Genomic DNA, 16934 nt, shown 5'->3' with positions numbered 1-16934 from the left:
CGTAATTCAGGATGCCCTGCCGATCCTGTGACCAAACCACGCCCCAAGATGAGAATTGGCCATGAATTTCGGCGTCCTCCACATCCACTGCCCGGCCGTCGTCCGTTTTGCGGCCAGCGGCGATCCACACGGTAGCGACGGCCACCGACAGAAATTCCCGTTTCGACCTAGGGCGGGACCGGCTGCTATCGTGCCTTGCTTATGCCAGAGATGGACCGTCGCCGGATGATGCTGACGGCCGGGATCGGCGTGCTGGCAGCCGCGCTGCCGCTCCCCCAGGCCTGCGCCTTTCCGAGCCGACCAGACGCACCCAGCGGCCAAGCCGCGAACTACATCTTCCAGGACGAATTCGACGGTCCGGCCGGTTCGGCCCCCGACCCGTCGAAGTGGGCGATCGCGAAAGCCCGCGAGACGATCAAGGACCCGACGTATTGGGAGTTGCCCGAGCACATCGGGCAGTACCGCGACGACCGCAAGAACGTGTTCGTCGACGGCAACTCCAACCTCGTCCTGCGCGCCGCCAAGGACGGTCCCACGTACTTCAGCGGCAAGGTCCAAAGCCTGTGGCGCGGCGGCGTTGGACACACGTGGGAGGCCCGGATCAAGCTCAATTGCCTTACCGCCGGCGCCTGGCCCGCCTACTGGCTGGGCAACGACGACCAGGGCGAGATCGACGTCATGGAGTGGTACGGCAACGGCAACTGGCCCTCGGCCACCACCGTGCACGCCAAGGCGAACGGCGGTGAATGGAAGACCCACAACATCGCGATGGACAGCGCCTGGCACACCTGGCGCACTCAGTGGGACGCGAACGGCATCCGCTTCTGGAGGGACTACTCCGACGGGGCCCAGCCCTACTTCGATGTGCCCGCCAGCTCGCTTCCGGATTGGCCGTTCAACAACCCCGGCTACGTCGTGTACCCGGTGTTCAACCTGGCCGTCGCCGGTTCGGGCGGCGGCGATCCCGGGCCCGGAAGCTATCCGGCCGACATGCTCGTCGACTGGATCCGCGTCTGGTAGCTCAGTGGGTGAGCAGGGCGACTGCTCCCCAGGGCCTGCGGCCCGGATGACGCGGATCCGTCGGGCGGAGCCACGTGGCCGGACGCATGAACAGCGGCAAGCGATGAAACCGGTGGGCGGCCTCGAGGTTTGATTCCGCTTCGACGGTGCGCCAGCCGAGGTCTTCGAAGTAGGCCAACCCATTCTCGGGGGCGAACTTGAACGGCGCGTTTTCCAGCATCCCGGCCATCTTTCTGTTCATCATGTTCCGCAGGCCCGGAAAGGCGAAGTCGAGCATCCACCAGGACACCTCGGGACGCTTGATCGCCGCCGAAAGCGCGTCGACATCGCTGTCGGCGAGATACATCAGCAGGCCTTCGGTCAGCACCAGCGCCTTGGTCGCGCCGTCGAGGGCGTCGTCGAGGAAGGCGTCGCGGGTCTGCGGGTCGGCCAGGTCGACGGCGACCCGGGTCAACCGGCAGCGCGGCGTCTGGTCGGCGAGCAGCTGCGTCTTTTCCCCGAGCAACTTCGGCAGGTCCGCCTCCACCCACGTGAACTCCGGCGGGAGCTCCAGCCGATATGGCCGGGTGTCCAGGCCGGCGGCCAGGTTCAGCACCCGATCGCAGCCGGCGGCGATCGCTTCGGCGATGGCGTCGTCGATGATCTTGGTGCGCGCAACGAGCCACCACCCGCTGCGGCTCGACCGCGGGACGTTGGCGACGATCGCGCGGCCGTGTTCGCCGGCGAGGCGCGCCGCGAGCGGGTCGCTGAAAAGCGCGTCGGGACGGGCGGATTCGGTCGCGCGATGCAGCGCCGTCCAGCGGGCGGTGTCCGAGACGTGCGTGATCGAGTGCGTGGGGCCTGACATACGTGCGTTATAGCAGCCGCCTCGCCGCGCTACTGACCGGCCTTGCCTCCGGCCAGCCAGACGGCACTGACCGCGTGGGTCTGCGGCGGCGGAAAGACACTGTCCGGTTCTCCGACTTCACCGACCTTGACCTTCCACACCGCCGAGGAGCGGTCGATGCACGCCCCGGCGCCCTGGCTGGGCTGCCACAACACCGCTGAATTGTCGGCGCCGCCGATGCCACAGCCATAGACGCCGACGTACCCGTCGGCGCGGCCACCCCAGGCGCCGCCGTTGCGGAGCAGGCAGCGCGTGCCGTCGTCGAGGGTCAGCGCGAGCGGGTCCGGGGTGGCGTTGGGCTGCACGGGCGGGAGCGGTCCGTCATAGCTCACTCGATGCAGGCGCTTGTCCCACGGATCGTCAACGCACAGCATCGTTCCGGGTGTCGAGGGCCAGCAGGTGCCGGCACCGGCCGCGGTCGGCGAACAGTAGTAGACGTCGGCGGCCACCGCCGACGGCGACGGCGTCGTGCAGTCGGTGACGGTGAAGACGTTGCTCTCCCCGGGCGCCTCCCGGTAGCCGTTGATCGGCTGTCCGCCGGGCCCGACGGCCACGACGGTGATCTGTTGGGTGGGCGCCGGGGCGGCAGCCGCCGGCACGGGCAGCGACAGGCCCGCCGCCGTCAGGACTGCGATCAGGGCACCTCGCGTCACCATGTTCACCGCGCACAACCTTCCGTCCAGCACCCCCTCGTTGAAGGGTAGAGCGCCGGGATCTGGACGGACAGCAACCGCGCCGCCGTGCTACTGACCGGCCCTGCCTCCCGCAAACCAGGCCTCGGTCACCGTGCGGGTCTGGGGCGGCGGAAGGGCGGCGTCGGGTGTGCCGAGCTGACCGACCTTGACCGTCCACGCCGCCGACGAGCGGTCGATCGGGCTTCCGCCCGGGCTGGGAAGCCATAGCACCGCGAGATGCGCAGTGGTGCCGCTGCAGCTGTAGGCGCCCTCGTAGCCGTCGGCGCGCACGCCCCAAGCGCCCCCGTTGCGAAGCACGCAATGGGTGCCGTCGCCGAGCGTCAGCGCGAACGGCTCCGGGGTCGCGGTCGGCTGTACCGGCGGCAGCGAACCCGCGTATCTCACCCGATGCAGGCGCCTGTCCCACGGGTTGTCCACGCACAACAGCGACCCGGGGGTCGACGGCCAGCAGGTGCCGGCGCCGGCCGCGCTGGGCGAGCAAGAGTAGACGTTGTCGGCCACGGCCGACCGTGAGGGTTCCGAGCACTCGACGGTGACGACGTTGCCCTCCGCAGGCGTCTCCGTATAGCCGTTGATCGGTTCGCCGCTGGGGCCGATGGCCATGACGGTGATCTGCTGCGTGGGCGGCGGATCGGCGTTGGCGGTCACGGACGGCGACAAACCCGCCAGCAACATGGCGATGGGAATCAGGGCAATTCGCGACACCGTTTTCACCGCGCAAAAACCTCCGTCCGGGCGGGCCCCCTTTGTTGGAGCGTAGTTGTCGCGGCGCCGGTCCAGTACGGTGCGCTTATGCCCGATCGAAACCGCCGTTTTCTGCTCCGCGAACGCCCCACCGGCCGTATCGGCCCCGACACCTTCGAGCTGAGCGAGGAGGCCGTGCCGGAGCTCGCCGACGGCGAGGCGCTGGTGCGCGTCGACTGGATATCGCTCGACCCCACAAACCGCATGTGGATCAACGACACCCCGACCTACCTGCCGCCGGTCGGCATCGGCGAGGTGATGCGCGCGGGCGGCCTGGGCGAGGTCATCGCGTCGAAGAGTCTGCGCTTCGCGGTCGGGCAGAAGGTGCAGGGGCTCCTCGGCTGGCAGGAGTATGCGGTCCTCACGGATTCGGCGCTCGTGATGCCGGTCGAGCTCGCCGAGGGCATTTCGCCGAGCGCCTACCTCGGTGCGCTCGGCACGACCGGGCTGACCGCGTGGGTCGGCATCCGCGACATCGGCAAGCCAAAGCCAGGCGAGACGGTGGTGGTCTCGGCCGCGGCGGGCGCGGTCGGGTCGATCGCCGGGCAGCTCGCCAAGGTCGAGGGGGCGCGGGTCGTGGGCATCGCGGGCGGACCCGAGAAGTGTGCCCTGCTCACCGACCAGCTCGGCTTCGACGCGGCGGTCGACTACCGCGCCGACGACTGGGCCGCCCAACTCGCCGCGGCGACCCCCAACGGCATCGACGTCGACTTCGAAAACGTCGGCGGCGACATCATGGACGGGGTCTTCGCACGCCTGAACATCGGTGCCCGCGTCGCGCTGTGCGGCATGATCTCCGGCTACAACGCGCAAGATCCGCCGCCGGGACCGCGCGCGTTCGGCAACCTGCTCATCCAGCGTGTGACGCTGCAGGGCTTCATCGTCCTCGATCACCTGGGGCGCGCGCCGGAGGCAGCCACTGAGATCGCCGAGTTGATCGGCGCGGGCAAGCTCACCCCGCTCGAGACGGTGGTCGAGGGCTTCGAGCAGCTGCCGACGGCGATCAACATGCTCTTCGACGGCAAGAACGTCGGGAAACTCGTCGTGAAACTGTCCAATTAGCAACATGTTTCGCATGACGGTTCAGGACGTGTTCGTGATCCGCGGGCGCGGGGCGGTGGCCACCGGCCGCGTGGAGTATGGGGAGCTGCGCGTCGGCGACCAGGTGCAGATCAACGACGGGCCGGCCGTCCGGGTGGACGCCATCGAGGCCATGCGCAAGAAAACCGACACCGCGACGGTCGGTGACAACGTCGGACTGCTCTTCAGGACGCTGGACAAGAACGATGTCGCGACGGGTGACGTGATCACCTCCTCGGGCGCCTTTTTGGCCTAAGCCTCGACAAATCACAACTGTCGCGGGCCGCCGCCCTCGCCTCTAATGTCTTCGCCATGACATCCGCCGCCCCGCAACTGCGCCGGGGTCTGGCCAACCGTCACATCCAGCTGATCGCGATCGGCGGCGCCATCGGCACCGGGCTCTTCATGGGGAGCGGAAAGACGATCTCGCTCGCCGGCCCGGCCGTACTGCTGGTGTACGCGATCATCGGCTTTTTCGTGTTCTTCGTGCTGCGCGCGATGGGCGAACTGCTGTTGTCGAACCTGAACTACAAGTCGTTCGTCGACTTCGCCACCGACCTGTTGGGCCCCGCGGCGGGCTTTTTCGTCGGCTGGTCGTACTGGTTCGCCTGGATCGTCACGGGCATCGCCGAGATCGTCGCGATCGCCGGCTACTCGAAATTCTGGTGGCCCGACGTGCCCCTGTGGCTGCCGCCGCTGGTGACCGGCTGCGTGATCCTCGTGTTCAACCTGTCCAGCGTCCGCAATTTCGGGGAGATGGAGTTCTGGTTCGCCCTGATCAAGGTCGCGGCAATCGCATGCCTCATCGTCGTTGGTGTCGTGCTCGTGGCGACGGATTTCGTTTCGCCGCAAGGCAATCGGGCGACGGTCGAGAACCTGTGGAACGACGGCGGGTTCTTCCCGACGGGATTCATGGGCGTGGTCGGCGGGTTCCAGATCGCGTTCTTCGCGTTCGTGGGGGTCGAACTCGTCGGCGCCGCGGCGGCCGAAACGGCGGACCCGCGCCGCACCCTCCCCCGCGCGATCAACGCGGTCCCCATCCGGGTGGCGATCTTCTACATCGGTGCGCTGCTGGCGATCCTCACCGTCGTCCCGTGGCGACACTTCGCCGGCGGCCAGTCCCCGTTCGTGACGATGTTCGCGTTGGCCGGACTCGGCGCCGCGGCGTCGATCGTCAACTTCGTGGTCACTACGGCGGCCGCCTCCTCGGCCAACTCCGGGGTCTTCTCCACCGGCCGCATGCTGTTCGGCCTGGCCGACAACGGAAGCGCCCCGTCGCCCTTCCGCCGGCTCAACCGCGGCGGCGTGCCCTCGGTCGCGCTCTTTCTCACCGCGGCGCTGCTGCTGACCTCCATCCCGCTGCTCTACGTCGGCGGTTCGGTTATGGGCGCGTTCACGTTGGTGACCACCGTCGCCTCGCTGCTGTTCATGGTCGTGTGGGCGGTGATCGTCTTCAGCTACCTCGTCTACCGGCGCCGCCACCCGCAGCGGCATGCCGATTCGGCCTACCGGATGCCCGCCGGCGTGGCGATGTGCTGGGCCATCCTGGGCTTTTTCGCGTTCGTGATCTGGACGCTGTGCACCGAACGTGAGACCGCGATCGCCCTGGCGTGGTTTCCGCTCTGGTTGCTGGTGCTCGCCGCCGGCTGGCTGATCGTGCGGCGCCGGCCGGGCCGCGCCGAGACGGATCGGCGGTTCCAGGCCGAGATGAACAAACCCGTCGGCTGACGTCCGCCGTTGTTGGGATCGGTAGCGAATCCCCGCCTTTGTACTTGTCACAACGACGACGCCAACCCGGCGGCGCCACATGAAAGGAAGTCAGAAATGAAGCTTGTTCCCGCCGCCCTCGAACAGCAGATCAACCGCGTCGACCGTCAGCGCAGCCTGTACATCGGGATCGGCAACGCGTTGGTTGCCCTCTGGTGCCTGTACCGCGTGTTCTGGGGCCTCTACCTCGCGATGACGTTCAATTGGGTCACCGGGGCGATGATTCCTCAGGTGCTGCTCTGGGGCGTGATCGGCGTCATCGCGGGGGTCGTCGCCTTCGGGTTCCTGACCCGCTACTTCAGGGAGTCTTGACTCGCGCACGCTGCGGTCGAAAAGTCCCGAACCCGCTTGAGGTTCGGGACTTTTCCCGTTGTCGGCGCTCAGCGCACCTGCTGGATGCGGATCAGGTTGCCCGCGGGGTCGCGGACCGCGCAGTCGCGCAGCCCGTACGGCTGCTCGGTTGGCTCCTGGACGATTTCGGCGTCGGCGGCCTGCAGCCGCTCGAACGCGCCGTCGAGGTCCTTGGTGGCCAGCATGAGCATGGCGTAGGTCCCCTTGGCCATCATCTCGGCGATGGTGCGTCGCTCGTCGTCGGTGACGCCCGGATTGGCGGCCGGCGGGCTCAGCACGACGGACGTGTCGGGCTGGCTCGGCGGCCCGACCGTGATCCAGCGCATCTTGCCCTTCCCGACGTCGAGGCGAACCTCGAAGCCCAGGGCGTCGCGGTAGAAGGCCAGGGAGGCTTCCGGGTCGTCGTGCGGAAGGATGCTCGAATGAATCGTGATGTCCATGTCGTCAGGCTAGGTGCGGCCCGGCGGCGGACGCTTCTCGATTCCTGATCGGTCTGGTGACTTGCTTTGCGACGCACGGTGGTATCCCCGCCGTCGCGTCGGCCGCCTGGCGCCGAAACACGCTGGGCGGCATGCCGACCAGCTCGGTGAACCGGGTGCTGAAGGTGCCAAGGGATGAGCAGCCGACCGCGAAGCAGACCTCGGTGACGCTCATGTCGCCGCGACGCAGCAGCGCCATCGCGCGCTCGATGCGCCGCGTCATCAGATACGAGTACGGCGATTCGCCGTAGGCGCGCCGGAATTCGCGGCTCAGGTGCCCGGCGGACATGTGCACCGCGCGGGCGAGCGCCTCGACGTCCAGCGGCTGCGCGTAGTCCCGGTCGATGCGGTCGCGGACGCGACGCAGCAGCGTGAGGTCGCGCAGCCGCTGCCCATCGGAGCTACCGGTCACCCAGCCGATACTGCCACGATCGGCGAGGCGCCTACGGCGTCGTCGCCCGGTGCCGCGCCAGCGGGTTGAGGCCGCGGTACGGATCGCCGTCGCGCAGCCGCAGCAGGTCACCCAGGATGATTTCCAGCGCCCGTTGCGTTTGGCCTTTGACGATCTCGACCCACTCCTGCTCGCCTACTCCCAGCGGCCTGCTCGTGTCGATCGGCGAACCGAACCGGAGATACATGCGCTGCGGCCGGGGAATCAGCGTGGGCCCGATGCCGCGCAGCAACGGCATCGCCATGTCCGGGCGCCCATTGAGCCTGCGGGCCAACGCCGCACTGAGCCTCCCGTAGGCGCTGTCGCGGGTGGTCAGGCTGCGATAGACGTCGTCGCCGCCGACGAGGCCGGCCGGCACGATCGGGTAGCCGTTCTCCACCGACAGCCGCGCGAACCCCGCGCGTCCCTGCCAGCGCAGCCGGTACTCCTCGCCCCTGAACTTGGCGATCTCGCGGCCGCCGCCCGGGAACACCAGGATGGTCTCGTCGTTGCGCATGAGTTCGCGCGCGGTCTCCGGTGCGCCGACCACGGCGCCGTACGCCGCGATCAGGTCGCCGCGCAGCCCACGCATGCGCCCGAAAGCCCGTTCGGCCAGTGGTCGCACGCGGGTCCCGATCGTGCGCCGCACGGTATCGGAGATCATGAAGATCTCCGAACCGAACTGAGTGTGGTTGCCCACCAACAGGAATCGCCCGTCCGCGGGCAGGTGTTCGACGCCGTCGACGTATGGGCGGGAAAGATCGACCACGGGGCGCAGCCGGTCGCTCAGCCCGTCGAGGGCCCGACGCAAAGTCTGCACCCGCGCGCTTGGCTCGACGATCGCGACCAGGTCCGTGTCGTCAGCCACGGTCGTCCGCTCCGGGCCGGGAGAACACGACGGTGAGCGTCGGCGGGCCGAACCGCGTTGGGCTGGGCAGCATCTCGACGTTCATCCGCGGGTCGGCGGCGCGGCCCAGCGCCTCCATCGCCGACGGGCTGTAGGAACGCAGTGCGCTGATGAACCCGTCGTGCAGCCACGGTTGTAGCCGCGGTACCAGGAGGAGCGGCAGCGTCAGCGCCGGAAACAGCATCATGGCCAACGGGTTTCGCCGTTTGAGGTCGATGACGAGGAATCGCTTGGCCACGCGGGTGGCCTCGGCGACGGCGCGGGCCGCGACCGCCGGCGGGAGGTGGTGAAACGCCAGCGCGAACACGACCAGGTCGTAGCTGCCGTCGGCCGCGTCGATCGCCGTCGCGTCAACCACCTGGGTGCGCGCCCGCGGGTGCCGGCCCAGTTCCCCGGCGGCGATGTTGGCGACCGAGGTCGGATCGAGGTCGCTGACGGTGACGGTCGCGGTCGGATGGAGTTCGAGGATCTGCGCCGAGAGCTTTCCGTGGCCCGCGCCGAGTTCGAGGATGCGCGGGTTGGGGATGTCGGCGACGACGCCGAGCGCCGCCCGCGCGTAGTTCTCGTGCTGATTGGTCAGCGTGCCCATCCGGTCGAGCATGCCGATGACCTTCTGCTTGACCTCGTCGGCCACGTCGTCGCGGTCCAGGTATTCCAGCGCGTCGGTCTCGAATCGACGATCCAGCCATGACGCGCCGCGGCCACCCCGCGGCATCGTCGCAATCGCCTGGTCCAGGGTGTGGGTCGCAGCCATCGCGGCCTCTCCTTCTCGTGTCGCCGTGCGTTGTCGAAACCACCATAACAAACGAACCAGTTCGTCTGCTTATGATATTCCTGTGAGATCGAAGACAGAGCTTCGCGGCGAGATCCTGGCCGCCGCCCGCGCGGAGTTCGCTCAGTACGGCCTGGCCGGGGCGCGCATCGACCGCATCGCGCGCGCCGCGAGCGCGAGCAAGGAGCGGCTGTACGCGCATTTCGGCGACAAGGAGACCCTGTTTCGCGACGTGGTCGCCGCCGACGGCGCCGAATTCTTCCGCGCGGTGGAGCTGCGCCCCGACGCGGTGCCCGAGTTCGTCGGCGGCATCTTCGACCTGACGCAGAACCGCCCCGAGCACGATCGGATGATCACCTGGGCCCGGCTGGAAGGCTTCCCGCTGGACATTCCGGAATTCGACGAGGAGCACCCGCCCGAGCGGGCCATCGCCGCCCTGGTGCAGGCGCAGGCCGACGGCCACGTCGACCCGGCGTGGGATCCGCAGCAGCTGCTGGTTCTTCTCTTCGCGATCGCGCTGGCGTGGGCGCACTGGCCCGATCCCGCGGCGGCCACCACTGACCCGGCGGTGATCGCCGGCCGCCGCGCCGCCGCCGTCGAGGCGGCGTCCCGCCTCGTCACGCGCGTCGAGGCCGCCGGCCCCTAACCGCCGAAAGTGCATTTTGCGACGCATTCTCGGCGTGTCGCGTCGTGATTTGCATGCTCGGCCGGCCCGGGCAGGCGCGTAGTGTCCGATCCATGGGCGATGAGATCCACTTCGTCGAAGCCAACGGCCTGAGATTCGCCTATCTGGAGGACGGCTCCGGGCCGCTCGTCCTTCTGCTGCATGGGTTCCCGGACACCCCGCATACGTGGGACGATCTGCGCCCGCGGCTGGCCGCGCAGGGCTATCGCGCGGTCAGTCCGTACATGCGCGGATACCACCCCAGCGCGATCCCCGACCGGGACCCCGATCAAGAGACGCTGGCGCGCGATCCGCTCGCGCTGATCGAGGCGCTCGGCGCCCGCGAGGCCATCGTCATCGGGCACGACTGGGGAGCCTCGGCGGCCTACGGCGCGGCCGCGCTCGGGCCGGATCGCGTCAAAAAGCTGTTCGTCGTTGGCATTCCGCATCCGGCTGCGCTCAAGCCGACGCTGAAGAAGCTGTGGGGCGTCCGCCACTTCGCGGCGTACAAGCTGCCGGGCGCGCCGAAACGGTTCGCGCGCAACGACTTTGCCGCGCTGCCGGCCATTTGCCGGCGCTGGTCGCCGACCTGGAACCCGGATCCGGGCGAGTTCGACGCCGTCCGCGCCAGCTTCGCGAACCCCGCGAGCCTGAACGCGGCGTTCGGCTACTACCGCAAGCTCTCCCCCATCCCCAGCGCGTCTCTGAAGGAGAAGATCACGGTGCCGACGGTTGTCTTCGCGGGGCTCGATGACCCGATCGCCGAGCCGTCCGACTACCGGGGCGCCGCGCGCATGTTCGAGAACGAGTACGTCGTCGAGGAGGTCCCCGGCGGGCATTTCATGCACCGCGAGCATCCCGGGGCCTTCGCCGATCGGCTCTTGGCCCACCTGTGATTCGGCTCTAAGCGCTGACCAGCTCGGGGTGGAACTTCGCGGCCAGGCGGCGCATCCCGTCCTGCCAGTCGACCGTCGTGCCGCCGATGAGCTCGTGCATGCGGGTCAGGTCGGTGGGATTGCCGCGCAGCGCGTGCGCGTCCTCGGTGAAGACGGGCTCCTTGCCCACCAGCGAGCCGAGGTAGCCACACCACTCCTGGAGGCTGACGGTTTGGTCGCCGCACCAGTTGACCGTGGTCGCCGGCACCGACGCCGCGTCGAGCAGCTTCGGCAGCGTCGCGATGATGTCGTCCTCGTGGATCGGGTTGTATTGGGCCGGCCCGCCGGGCGGCACCGGGATCGGGATGCCGGCCAGCATCATCTCCATGTGGTAGAACGGCCACCCGCCGTTGTTCCCATACGGGACGTTGAGGCGGGCGATGACGGTGGGCACGTCGAGGATTCGCGCCATCGACCGGGCGACCACTTCCCCCGCGACCTTGGAGATCGAGTACGTGGGGAACAGGAACTTGTGGTTGTCGCCCAGGGCGGCTCGCTCGGTGCGCGGCTCGTCGCCGGGCGGGTCGTACACGGCGGCCGAGGAGCAGTGCAGGAAGGCCTTCGCGCCGCGGCAGTGGGCCATCAGCAGGCTGACCGACTCCGCGTTGGCGCCGAGGTCGGTGTCCCAGTCCCCGCTCTTGGCCACCGCCAGGTTGAGGACGTAGTCGAAATCGTCTGGGAGACCGGTGAAGTCCCCGGCCGCCAGGTCGACCGTCTCGCACCGGACACCGGCCTTCTCCAGGCCTTCGCGCGCCGCGGGACTGGTGAACCGGGCGACGCCCCACACCTCGTTGTCGGGCGCCAGCGCCAGGGCGATGGGGGTGGCCAGTTGACCGGTCGGGCCGGTGATCAGGATCTTGGATCCGCGCATGCGCTGATAGTAGAAAGGGCCCCGCGCCGCTACCCCACGGGGTACCCGCTCGACATGATCACTGACTTTCGCGCATTGTGCTCACCTGCGCGGTAGGGTCCCTTCCATGGCCGCCCGGGGTCGCATCGACTTGCGACTCGCCACGCAGGTGTTGGTGCTGCAGCTCGTCGTCGTGACGCTGACGCTGATCATCGCCTTCGTGTTGTTCGCCGTTTTCAACCGCGCGCGCCTCGATAGCCAATACCACGTCCACGCCACGGATATCGCCCGCGTGGTGGCCTCATCCCCCACGGTGGTCACCAACATCGCTCGGTACGACGACGGGCCACTGACCCCAAGCCCGGAAACTGTCGGCGAGCTTGCCACGGGTCCGATCCAGGGCGTTGCGACCCGGGTGCAACAACGCACCCATGTGGCGTTCGTCGTCATCGCCAACGCGCGCGGCATCAGGGTCGCGGATCCCCAACGCGACAGGTTGGGCCTTCCCGTCCAGGCCGACATCGCCCCGTCGCTGGCCGGACACGAGATGACCTCGCATGACGACACGGTTCTCGGGCGCGCGATCGTGGCGAAAGTCCCGGTGTTCGAGCCGGGTTCCGATCGCGTGCTGGGGGTGGTCATCGTGGGCCTGTCCACCAAGGCGTTCGACGAGCAGTTCTCGAAGAACCTGGTCGTGCTGGGCGCGATGGCTGGTGCCCTCCTGCTGATCTCGGTCGCCGGCTCTGTGCTGCTGGCCCGCCGGTGGCGAGGGCTGACACTGGGTTTGCGCCCGGCCGAGATCACCGAGCTGGTGCGCAGTCAGGCGGCGGTGTTGCAGGGCATCGGCGAGGGCGTGCTCGCGACCGACACGGCCGGCAAGACGACCTTCGTCAACGACGAGGCGTGCCGGCTACTCGAGATCGGCAACGAAACGGGCCGGCCCGTCGACCAGATCGGGTTGACCCCGCGGGTGCTCGACGTGTTCAACGCCTCCGATGCGACCCCCACGTTGGCGACGGTCGGCGAGCGCATCGTCGTGGTCTCGGCGCGGCCGGTGTCGCGCGAAGGACGCCCGCTGGGAACCGTTTTGGTGGTGCGGGACCGAACCGACGTCGAGTCGCTGACCCGCCAGCTCGATGCGGTGCAGGTGATGAGCACGGTGCTGCGCGCGCAGCGCCACGAGTTCGCCAACCGCCTGCACCTGCTGACCGGCCTGTTGCACGGCGGCCACGTCGAGGAGGGCCTGCAATACCTCGAAGAGCTCCTCGGGTCGGGCCCGCTGGGCTCCGCGCTGCCCGGCATCGACGCCATCCGCGACGCCTACCTGCAGGCGTTCCTGGCGGCGAAGGGCGCCGCCGCCCGCGAAGCCGGCGTGACGCTGACGATCGGTGAAAACACCTGGGTGTCCGGTCGGCTCGTGCTGCCGGTCGACGTCACCACCGTCGTCGGCAACCTGCTCGACAACGCCATCGACGCGGCCCGTACGAGCGACAACACCACCAAGCAGGTGGAAGTCGAACTGCTGCAAGAGGGTACGACGCTGCACATCACGGTCGCCGACAGCGGCGACGGCGTCGCGCCCGAGTTCGTCGAGCACCTTTTCACCGAGGGCACGTCGACCAAGCCGGACTCCGGCATACCGGGCGGGCGCGGCATCGGGCTGGCATTGTCGCGCCAGATCAGCCGCGCCCTCGGTGGTGACCTGTGGCTGGCCAGCCCCGGCAACCCGGAGCTGGCGCTGCGCGGCGCGGAATTCATCGCCCGGCTCCCGGGCGTGATGGTTGAGGAGGCGCAATGGGCGAAGCAGACCTGACGGTGCTCGTGGTCGACGACGATTTCCGCGTTGCCAATCTGCACGCCGAGGTCGTCAACACGCTGCCCGGGTTCACGGTGGCCGCCACCGTGAACACGCTCGAGGCCGCGCGGGGCGCCCCCGCCGTCGACCTCGCGCTGGTCGACGTGTACCTGCCCGACGGTTCCGGAATCGACTTCGTCCGCGAATTGCCCGGGGACAGCATGGTGTTGACGGCCGCGACGGAGGCGGCCACCATCCGCGCGGCCATGTCGGCGGGCGCGCTGAGCTACCTCGTCAAGCCTTTCGCGACGACCGAGCTGGCCGCGCGGCTGGCCGGCTACGCGCGCTACCGCAAGATTCTGGCGAGCCCCAACCTGAGCTCCAGCGACGTGGACGCGGCTCTGGATGCGCTGCGCCCGCGGATCGCTCCCGCGGCACCGCCCACCATCGCGGCGTCCTCCACCAAACAGCTTGTGCTACAAGCCCTGCTGGCCTCCGAGAAACCCATGTCGGCCGCCGAGGTGTCCGCCGCGATCGGCATATCGCGGGCGACCGCCCAACGGTATCTGGCTGGCCTGGCCACCACCGGCGACGTCTCCGTCGGGTTGCGCTACGGCACGACGGGACGGCCCGAGCAGGAGTTCGCGGCAAAGGACAAGCGGCCTATTCGCCGCTAATCCCGGGCCGAGCAGACGCAAACTCGCGCTGTCGTGGCCGAATTCATGCGAGTCTGCGTCTGCTCGCGGCGGTTCTTGGCGGGCCACCAGTTCGCCTTTCCGACCATCGCCGCCAGGGCCGGCACCGTGACGGTGCGGACCACGAATGTGTCGATCAAAATGCCCATGCCGATGATGAATCCGGTCTGCACCATGGTCGAGAGGCTCCCGAACAGCAGGCCCGACATCGACGCCGCGAAGATGATGCCGGCCGAGGTGATGACGCCACCCGTCGAGCGGACCGCGCGGATGATGCCGGAGCGCACGCCCGTGCGCGACTCCTCGCGGATGCGCGTGATCAGCAGCAGGTTGTAGTCCGCCCCGACGGCGACGAGCACGATGAACGCGGTCGCCTGCACGTTCCAATAGATCGGCTGATGCAGCACGAACTGGAAGAAGATCACCCCGACCCCCACCGCCGACAGGAACGAGATCACCACGGAGGCAATGAGATACAGCGGCGCCACGATCGCGCGCAGCAGCAGGATGAGGATGACGAGGACGATGAGCAGCGTCATGATCACGATCAGGCGAACGTCGTGGTCGTAGTAGCCCCGGATCGCGCTGTACATCGCGGTCGTCCCGACCATCGATATCGACGCGTGGGCCAACGAGGTGTTGGGCTGCGCGCCGCGCGCCGTGTCGAGGATCGACGCGACCTGATCCATCGCGGCGGTGCTGAACGGGTCGAATTTCGTTTCGACGAGGTAGCGCGCCGAATGCCCGTCGGGCGAGATGAACAGCTTGGCGGCGTTCTTGAAGTCGTTCGAGGTGAGCACCTGGGGCGGGATGTACATGCCCGCCATGGACTGCTGCGTCGCGTCGCGCTTCATCGACAGCAGCAGGTCGGCCGCCTGGTTCATCCCGCTGCCCATCCGCTTGGTCTGGTCGACAAGTGTCCGCACGCCGTCGGCCAGCTGCCGGCTGCCGTCGGCCAGCTGGTCGGCGACCGCCTGCAGGCCGGCGATCTTCTGCGACATGCCGGCGGTGTTGCCGCCAGCGGCCCGCAGGCTGTTGGATGCCGTCGCCAACAACGCGGTCATGCCCTGCACGGCCGCCTGCACGCCCTGGGTCGCGGGTGGTGCGGCGAAACCCGTTGCGGCGACGGCGTTGGCGAGCGTAGACGCGGAGCCGTTCGCGAGCCCGCGCACGTTGTCCATGAGGTTGGCCGCCGCGCCGAGCTGCTGCTGGGCCTGGTTCAGGGTCGCGCTGAGCTGGGTCATGGGCCCGCTGGCGCCGCGGATTTGGTCGCGAACCTGAGCCAGGCTTGCCGCAAGCTGGTCGGCGCCGCGGGTCAGCGCGTCGAGGTCGCCGCTCCGGTCGCTGATCTGCGTCGAGGCGTCTTCGAGCTTGGAACCCACCGCCCCGGCCTGGGAGCTGAGCTTGGCCTGATCGAGCGGCTGGCCGTCGGGCCGCGTGATGCCGCGCACCGCGGCGATGTCGGGCAACTGGGACACGCGCTGCGCCATCTGGTCCAGGTCGGCGAGGGAGCGCGACGTCCGCAGGTCACGCGGCGAGCGGATGTAGATGTATTGCGGCAGCAGGGCGCTGGTTGCAAAGTGGTTCTCCATCGCGGTGAAGCCGACGTTGCTCGGCGCCGACTGCGGCAACTGCAGGCGGTCGTTGAAGGTGGGGCGAAGGAAGGCCGCGCAGCCGGCCAGTGCGACCAACACCGAAAGGCTCACCACCAGATGCGTTTTGGGGCGGCGAACCAGGTGGACCGCGGAACGCTGCCATAGGCGGCCGGTCAGCGGCGGCCGCGGCGCCACCCAGCCGCGCCGGCCGGCCAGCACCAGGATGGCGGGTAACAGCGTCACGGCGGCGAGAAACGCGATCGCGATCGAAATGGCAAGCGCCGGGCCGATACTCGTGAACGCGGGCAGACGGGTGAAGACCATGCCGAGGAAGGTGACGGCCACGGTGGCCGCGGATCCGGCGATCACCTCCCCGATGGAACTCAGCGCCTTTCGCACCGCCAGGTCGGAGGCGGCGCCGGACCGGATGTACTCGTGGTAGCGGCTGATCAGGAAGACGGCGTAGTCGGTGCCGGCACCGAAGATCATGGCCGTCATCAACCCGATCGTCAGAGCGGAGATGCCGAGCCCGACCTGCGCCAGCGCGGACACCACGCCCTGGGCCGACGCCACCGAGACCCCGATGGTGATCAACGGCAGCAGGACGGTCGCCGGCCGCCGATAGATCACCAGCAGGATGATCAGCACGAACAACGCGGTGACGATCTCGGTGACGTGCAAGTCGCGGGCGGTGATCAGCGACATGTCGCCGACCATGGCGGCCTGGCCGGTCACGTTCGCCGTCAGCGAGGTGCCCGCGGTGGAGTGCTTGACGGTGCCCGTGATCCGTTGGTACGCCTGCGAAGACTCGGGAGACCCGGCGGGCGCGCGAAGCATCGCCGCGAGATAGAACGCCTTGTTGTCCGCGCTGACCATCAGCGGGCGCAGCGCGGGCGTGGTCATCACGTCCTGCACGCCGGTCACATCGCGGGTGTCGGCGCGCAACGTGGCGGCCAGCCGTTGGTAGGCGTCCTCGTCGGCCGGCTGTAGGCCCCGATTGTCGGTCAGCACGACGATCAGGACGTTCTGGGCGGATTCCCCGAAGTCCTTGGCCATCTGCTCGGCCGCGGCCATCGCCTTGGGCGGCAGCGGTTGCACCGTCTGGCCTTCGACCACCTTCGTCAGCGGGGGGAAGGCCACGGCCAGCACGGCCACCACCGCGGCCCAGGCGGCGATCACGAGCCAGGGCGCGCGCACGGCGACGCGGCCCAGCGCCCAAAACGCGCCGGCGCCTGCCTTGGAGGTAGCGGACTCGTTGGTCATGGTGAA

Annotated in this window: 18 protein-coding genes; 9 read left to right on the top strand and 9 right to left on the bottom strand. The window is 68.8% G+C overall.

What is annotated here, in order from left to right; genetic code table 11:
- Nucleotides 1-201 precede the first annotated feature (201 nt).
- Nucleotides 202-1020, top strand: coding sequence for a glycoside hydrolase family 16 protein (locus tag AC5Y7V_RS13700; RefSeq protein ID WP_499880563.1), 819 nt, complete (start codon nt 202-204; stop codon nt 1018-1020).
- Between the two features lies 1 nt (nt 1021).
- On the opposite strand, the gene AC5Y7V_RS13695 is transcribed toward AC5Y7V_RS13700, so the two are convergent.
- The 3 genes from AC5Y7V_RS13695 to AC5Y7V_RS13685 form a co-directional block, all read right to left on the bottom strand.
- Complete coding sequence (locus AC5Y7V_RS13695; protein WP_499880562.1) at nt 1022-1867, bottom strand: class I SAM-dependent methyltransferase; 846 nt, start codon at nt 1865-1867, stop codon at nt 1022-1024.
- Between the two features lie 29 nt (nt 1868-1896).
- Nucleotides 1897-2562, bottom strand: coding sequence for a hypothetical protein (locus AC5Y7V_RS13690; RefSeq protein ID WP_499880649.1), 666 nt, complete (start codon nt 2560-2562; stop codon nt 1897-1899).
- A gap of 87 nt (nt 2563-2649) precedes the next feature.
- Nucleotides 2650-3276, bottom strand: coding sequence for a hypothetical protein (locus AC5Y7V_RS13685; protein ID WP_499880648.1), 627 nt, complete (start codon nt 3274-3276; stop codon nt 2650-2652).
- Nucleotides 3277-3393: 117 nt separating this feature from the next.
- On the opposite strand from AC5Y7V_RS13685, the gene AC5Y7V_RS13680 reads away from it, so the two are divergent.
- The 4 genes from AC5Y7V_RS13680 to AC5Y7V_RS13665 all read left to right on the top strand — a co-directional run bounded on the left by AC5Y7V_RS13680 (nt 3394) and on the right by AC5Y7V_RS13665 (nt 6504).
- The gene (locus tag AC5Y7V_RS13680; protein ID WP_499880561.1) at nt 3394-4407 is read left to right on the top strand and encodes an NADP-dependent oxidoreductase; all 1014 of its coding nucleotides are present in this window, start codon (nt 3394-3396) and stop codon (nt 4405-4407) included.
- 4 nt (nt 4408-4411) lie between these two features.
- Nucleotides 4412-4681 (top strand): EF-Tu/IF-2/RF-3 family GTPase, encoded by a 270-nt coding sequence (locus AC5Y7V_RS13675; RefSeq protein WP_499880560.1) that lies wholly within the window; start codon nt 4412-4414, stop codon nt 4679-4681.
- Between the two features lie 56 nt (nt 4682-4737).
- Nucleotides 4738-6153 (top strand): amino acid permease, encoded by a 1416-nt coding sequence (locus AC5Y7V_RS13670; RefSeq protein WP_499880559.1) that lies wholly within the window; start codon nt 4738-4740, stop codon nt 6151-6153.
- Nucleotides 6154-6249: 96 nt separating this feature from the next.
- The gene (locus AC5Y7V_RS13665) at nt 6250-6504 is read left to right on the top strand and encodes a hypothetical protein (RefSeq protein ID WP_068106171.1); all 255 of its coding nucleotides are present in this window, start codon (nt 6250-6252) and stop codon (nt 6502-6504) included.
- Nucleotides 6505-6572: 68 nt separating this feature from the next.
- On the opposite strand, the gene AC5Y7V_RS13660 is transcribed toward AC5Y7V_RS13665, so the two are convergent.
- Genes AC5Y7V_RS13660 through AC5Y7V_RS13645 form a run of 4 tightly spaced genes read right to left on the bottom strand, consistent with a single transcriptional unit; the run spans nt 6573 to nt 9113 of the window.
- The gene (locus tag AC5Y7V_RS13660) at nt 6573-6983 is read right to left on the bottom strand and encodes a VOC family protein (protein WP_499880558.1); all 411 of its coding nucleotides are present in this window, start codon (nt 6981-6983) and stop codon (nt 6573-6575) included.
- Between the two features lie 4 nt (nt 6984-6987).
- Nucleotides 6988-7434, bottom strand: a complete 447-nt coding sequence (locus tag AC5Y7V_RS13655) for a helix-turn-helix transcriptional regulator (protein WP_499880557.1) — start codon at nt 7432-7434, stop codon at nt 6988-6990.
- A gap of 31 nt (nt 7435-7465) precedes the next feature.
- On the bottom strand, nt 7466-8320 hold the full coding sequence (locus tag AC5Y7V_RS13650; RefSeq protein ID WP_499880556.1) for a lysophospholipid acyltransferase family protein: 855 nt from the start codon (nt 8318-8320) through the stop codon (nt 7466-7468).
- Complete coding sequence (locus AC5Y7V_RS13645; RefSeq protein WP_499880555.1) at nt 8313-9113, bottom strand: class I SAM-dependent methyltransferase; 801 nt, start codon at nt 9111-9113, stop codon at nt 8313-8315. The genes AC5Y7V_RS13650 and AC5Y7V_RS13645 overlap by 8 nt, the downstream gene beginning before the upstream one ends.
- A gap of 82 nt (nt 9114-9195) precedes the next feature.
- On the opposite strand from AC5Y7V_RS13645, the gene AC5Y7V_RS13640 reads away from it, so the two are divergent.
- Nucleotides 9196-9777 (top strand): TetR/AcrR family transcriptional regulator, encoded by a 582-nt coding sequence (locus AC5Y7V_RS13640; RefSeq protein ID WP_499880554.1) that lies wholly within the window; start codon nt 9196-9198, stop codon nt 9775-9777.
- Nucleotides 9778-9869: 92 nt separating this feature from the next.
- Nucleotides 9870-10691 carry an alpha/beta fold hydrolase gene (locus tag AC5Y7V_RS13635; protein WP_499880553.1) on the top strand — a complete coding sequence of 274 codons (822 nt, stop codon included), beginning with the start codon at nt 9870-9872 and terminating at the stop codon, nt 10689-10691.
- Between the two features lie 7 nt (nt 10692-10698).
- On the opposite strand, the gene AC5Y7V_RS13630 is transcribed toward AC5Y7V_RS13635, so the two are convergent.
- Nucleotides 10699-11601, bottom strand: coding sequence for an NAD-dependent epimerase/dehydratase family protein (locus tag AC5Y7V_RS13630; protein WP_499880552.1), 903 nt, complete (start codon nt 11599-11601; stop codon nt 10699-10701).
- A 106-nt stretch (nt 11602-11707) separates the two neighbouring features.
- Between AC5Y7V_RS13630 and AC5Y7V_RS13625 the strand changes: the two genes are divergently transcribed.
- Nucleotides 11708-13393 (top strand): sensor histidine kinase, encoded by a 1686-nt coding sequence (locus AC5Y7V_RS13625; RefSeq protein ID WP_499880551.1) that lies wholly within the window; start codon nt 11708-11710, stop codon nt 13391-13393.
- The gene (locus AC5Y7V_RS13620; RefSeq protein ID WP_499880550.1) at nt 13375-14052 is read left to right on the top strand and encodes a response regulator; all 678 of its coding nucleotides are present in this window, start codon (nt 13375-13377) and stop codon (nt 14050-14052) included. The genes AC5Y7V_RS13625 and AC5Y7V_RS13620 overlap by 19 nt, the downstream gene beginning before the upstream one ends.
- Here AC5Y7V_RS13620 and AC5Y7V_RS13615 read toward each other — a convergent pair.
- Nucleotides 14049-16928, bottom strand: coding sequence for an MMPL/RND family transporter (locus tag AC5Y7V_RS13615; protein ID WP_499880549.1), 2880 nt, complete (start codon nt 16926-16928; stop codon nt 14049-14051). The genes AC5Y7V_RS13620 and AC5Y7V_RS13615 overlap by 4 nt on opposite strands.
- Nucleotides 16929-16934: the final 6 nt, after the last annotated feature.

The organism is Mycobacterium sp. NGS34 (assembly GCF_059812845.1).
Note: the sequence above shows the minus strand (reverse complement) of the source record. Positions and strands in the feature narration are given on the sequence as shown.